The sequence below is a fragment of the Mesorhizobium sp. M7A.F.Ca.CA.004.04.2.1 genome, from assembly GCF_004022825.1.
In the GTDB taxonomy this organism is placed as follows: domain Bacteria; phylum Pseudomonadota; class Alphaproteobacteria; order Rhizobiales; family Rhizobiaceae; genus Mesorhizobium.
This window is the reverse complement of the sequence record NZ_RZPH01000531.1, coordinates 1-4,108: the sequence shown is the minus strand read 5'-3', so window position 1 is coordinate 4,108 and position 4,108 is coordinate 1. Positions and strand designations below refer to the sequence as shown.

Annotated in this window: 4 protein-coding genes; 2 read left to right on the top strand and 2 right to left on the bottom strand. The window is 63.4% G+C overall.

Annotated features, from left to right (window positions below):
* The first annotated feature begins 1 nt into the window (after position 1).
* Positions 2–931 (top strand): methyltransferase domain-containing protein, encoded by a 930-nt coding sequence (locus tag EN893_RS21830; RefSeq protein WP_127271576.1) that lies wholly within the window; start codon positions 2–4, stop codon positions 929–931.
* A gap of 269 nt (positions 932–1,200) precedes the next feature.
* Entirely contained in the window at positions 1,201–1,563 is a 363-nt protein-coding gene (locus EN893_RS21825) for a hypothetical protein (RefSeq protein ID WP_127271228.1), read from the top strand.
* On the opposite strand, the gene EN893_RS21820 is transcribed toward EN893_RS21825, so the two are convergent.
* Both EN893_RS21820 and EN893_RS21815 read right to left on the bottom strand, forming a co-directional pair.
* On the bottom strand, positions 1,560–2,501 hold the full coding sequence (locus EN893_RS21820; RefSeq protein ID WP_127271229.1) for a glyoxylate/hydroxypyruvate reductase A: 942 nt from the start codon (positions 2,499–2,501) through the stop codon (positions 1,560–1,562). The genes EN893_RS21825 and EN893_RS21820 overlap by 4 nt on opposite strands.
* Before the next feature lie 29 nt (positions 2,502–2,530).
* Positions 2,531–4,108, bottom strand: a 1,578-nt coding sequence (locus EN893_RS21815) for an ABC transporter ATP-binding protein (RefSeq protein ID WP_164901008.1), incomplete at its 5' end; no start/stop codon positions are given.

Genomic DNA, 4,108 nt, shown 5'->3' with positions numbered 1-4,108 from the left:
CATGAAACCGCTTCAGGCCTCGTCCGGCGACTTGAACGCCGATCGCCGTGCCGATTATGCCGAGATGCTGCACGCGGACGGGGACCATGCGGCGGCGGCGGAGTTGCTGCTCGGCGCCCTGGAAATGACACCGCAATGGGCGATGGGCTGGTTTCGCCTCGGCGAGATGCAGCAGGCGGCGGGCGCGGCGGAGCTGGCCGCGCAGGCCTGGACGATGTCGCTGCAACTCGATCCATCGGATCGTCAAGGCGCTGCACTGAACCTGCAATTGATCGGCAAGGCGCCGGCGCCCGACGCGCTCCCCAGCGCCTTCGTCGAGACCTTGTTCGACCACTATGCCGAGAGCTTCGATGAGTCCCTGGTCGGCAGGCTGGGTTACCGCCTGCCTGGGATGCTCGACCAGGCCATTCGAGCGGCAAGGCCGGGACGCTTCCCGCTCGCTCTGGATCTCGGCTGCGGCACCGGCCTGATGGGGCAGAGGCTGCGGCCGATCGCCGACCGGCTGGAGGGTTATGACATTTCGGCCAAAATGCTAAGAAAGGCGCGGGCCAAGGGCGTCTACGATTTCCTCGACAAGGCCGATCTGCGGGATTTTCCCTATGCCGGTCCGAAAGCCGATCTGGTGACGGTGGCCGATGTTTTCATCTATGTCGGCGCGCTGGACGGCGTGGTGAAGACGATTGCCCGCTTGCTGGCGACGGACGGCCTGTTCGCGTTTTCCGTCGAAACGCTGGCTGGCGATGGCGATTTCGTGCTGCTGCCGTCGCGCCGCTACGCGCATGCGCAACACTATGTGCGCGACGTCCTGGCCGCCAACGGGCTTTCGGTCCTCTCACTGGAGCCAACCGTCATCCGGCAGGATCGTGGGGAACACGTCAACGGGTTGGTCGTTGTGGCCGGGGCTCCGAACTCAGCCCGACAAAGGACCTGACGACAGCCAGTTCGGCGGTGTCGGCAGCTTTTACCGGCAGCGATAGGAATTTTTTCTTGACACCCTGCCCTCAGCACATTTTCGCCCATGGTGCTGATTTGCGCCAGTGACCCGCCGCGCAGGCGGGTTTTCGTTTGATGCTCCGTCAGCCACGCGCCAGCGGAGGGGCCGCCTCGCCGCTTCTTGCTGTGAAAAAGTCCGATTTGCATGCGCGACTGATATTTGCGATCTGCTCGCATCAGGGCGGGATATCAGGAGGAGCATAGCCGATGCGCTGGAACATGATGATCTTGGCCTCTTGCCTGCTGACCGCCGGCTGTGTCGGCGGCACCTCGATGTCGGAACAGCAGGATGCGAACGTCCAGTCCTCCCTGCAATACGACACCGTGCCGTGCGATCAGTTGCTGGCGCAGCGCAATGGCTTGGCGCAGCAATACAACCTTCCGGCGAAGGCCAAGCCGACATTCTCCAACCCGGCGATGGGCTTCGGCCCGTTCACGCCTGACATGCGCTCCAAGGCCAAACGCGATACCGACAAGGCAAGCGGTGAGATCGATGCCATGAACCGGTCGATCGATCGACGCGACTGCGGCCAGCCGGACAAGCAGAAGAAGATCGCTCTGCCTGGCTAGTACCCCGCCTTGCGGTCCACCAGATTGTCCAGCTTTTCACCGCGTTCGAAGGCGTCCATCTGGCGCAGCATGATCGGCGCCAGATGCACCGGATCGGAGGTCGCTGCCGCGTGCGGCGTCACAAACACTTTTGGATGCCCCCACAGCGGACTGGTCTTCGGCAGCGGTTCGACCTCGAACACGTCGAGGCTCGCCTCCTTCAATGTGCCGTCATCCAGCGCCCGCAAAATGTCGGCATCCTTCTGCAGACGGCCGCGCCCGGCATTGATCAGCACCGAACCGCCGAGGCCGTTGCGCTTCCGCAATTCCTTCAGCACGCCGTAGTTGATAATGCCCTTGGTCTCAGGCGTCAGCGGCAAAAGCACCACCAGGATGTCGGTGGCCTTGAGGAAGGGGATCAGTCCAGCTTCGCCGGAATAGGTCGCGACGCCTTCCATGGCCTTGTCGGTGCGCGACCAGCCATTGACGGCAAAGCCGAGCGACAAAAGCACCGAGGCCGCGGCGCGGCCGAGACTGCCGAGGCCCATGATGCCGACCGAAATGTCACCGGCAGGCCTCTGCTGCGGCTCGTGCCAGATCTTCTTCGGCTGCTGCGACCGGTAGAGCAGGCCCTGGCGGTGATGGTCGAGAACCCGCCAGACGACATATTCGGTCATGTACTGGGTGAGATTGTCGGCGACGACCTTGACAACAGGCACATCGGGCAGGCCGGGATCGGCGAAGATATGATCGACGCCGGCGCCGATCGAAAAGATGGCGCGCAGATTGGGCAGCGACGACAACAGGTTCGGCTTCTGCTTCCACACCACGGCATAGGTGATCGACGGGTCGCTGGCGCCGTCAGGCTCCAGCACCACCTCGCGCTCGGCCGACAGGAGCTCGCGCCAGCGCTGCGGATGAAAGCCGGTGACGGCAAGCAGGATACGGCCTTTTTCCATTGCGGTCTTTTAGTCCCTCTCTACGCAAATCACTCGCTGACGATGCCGACCGGTGCCGTCTCGATCTTGAAGGCGGCCGAGATCAGCGCCCGAGTATAGTCGGTTTGCGGATTTTCAAAAATCTGCTGGGAAGGACCAGCTTCGACGATCCGGCCATTGCGCATGACGATGACGTCGTTGGCGAGCGCGCGGATGACTTTCAAATCATGGCTGATGAAGAGATAGGCGAGATCGTGCTTGGCCTGCAGGCTGCGCAGCAGATCGACGACCTGCGCCTGCACGCTCATGTCGAGTGCCGATGTCGGCTCGTCCAGCATGACGAAGCGCGGGTTGAGCACCATGGCGCGTGCGATGGCAACGCGCTGGCGCTGGCCGCCGGAAAACTCGTGCGGATAGCGGTTGCGTGTCGCCGGATCGAGCCCGACCTCCTTCAGCACGGCGGCCACCTTGTCGTCGCGCTCGTCGGGCGACAGCTTCGGCTCGTGGATCTTGAGGCCTTCTTCGATGATCTCTGCGATCGACATGCGCGGGCTGAGCGAGCCGAACGGATCCTGGAAGACGATCTGCAATTCGCGCCTGAGCGGCCGCATGGCGTTGAAAGTCAGCTGGTTGATGTCGCGGCCGTTGAACTGGATCGTGCCGGTCGACGAGATCATTCTTGCCAGCGCCAGGCCGAGCGTCGTCTTGCCGGAGCCGGATTCGCCGACCACGCCCAGCGTCTGGCCGGCGCGCACGGTGACATCGATGCCGTCGACGGCCTTCACATTGTCGACGGTGCGGCGGAAGAAGCCCTGCTTGATCGGGAACCAGACCTTTACGTCCTTGCCGGTCATGACAGGCTTGGCATCGGCATTGGCGGCCGGCGGCTTGCCCTTCGGCTCGGCCGCCAGCAGATGCCTTGTATAGGCATGCTGCGGATTGGCGAAGATCTCTTTGGTCGGCCCGGTCTCGACTATCTTGCCCTTGGTCATCACGCAGACACGGTCGGCGATCTTGCGCACGATGCCGAGATCATGGGTGATGAACAGCATCGACATGCCCTTGCGGCTCTTCAGCCCGGCCAGCAGCTCGAGGATCTGCGCCTGCACGGTGACGTCGAGCGCCGTCGTCGGCTCGTCGGCGATCAGAAGTTCGGGCTCGTTGGCCAGCGCCATGGCGATCATCACGCGCTGGCGCTGGCCGCCGGACAACTGGTGCGGATAGGCATCGAGGCGCTTGTGCGGATCGCGGATGCCGACCTCGTTGAGCAAGGCCAGCGTGCGCTCCTTGGCCGGGCGGTCGGCCGTGCCCTGGTGCAGCTTCAGGATCTCGACGATCTGCTGCTCGATCGTGTGCAGCGGATTGAGCGAAGTCATCGGCTCCTGGAAGATCATGGTGATCTTGTTGCCGCGCACCTGCCGCAACTGCTTCTCGTTCATCGCCAGCAGGTCGGCGCCCTGGAACAGGATCTTTCCCGAGGGATGGCTGGCGCTTGGATAAGGCAACAGCTTCAGCACCGAAAGCGCCGAGACCGATTTGCCGGAACCGGATTCGCCGACCAGCGCCACCGTCTCGCCCTTGGCGATGTCGAACGAGATGTGGTCGACCGCCGTCGACTGGCCGCCGCC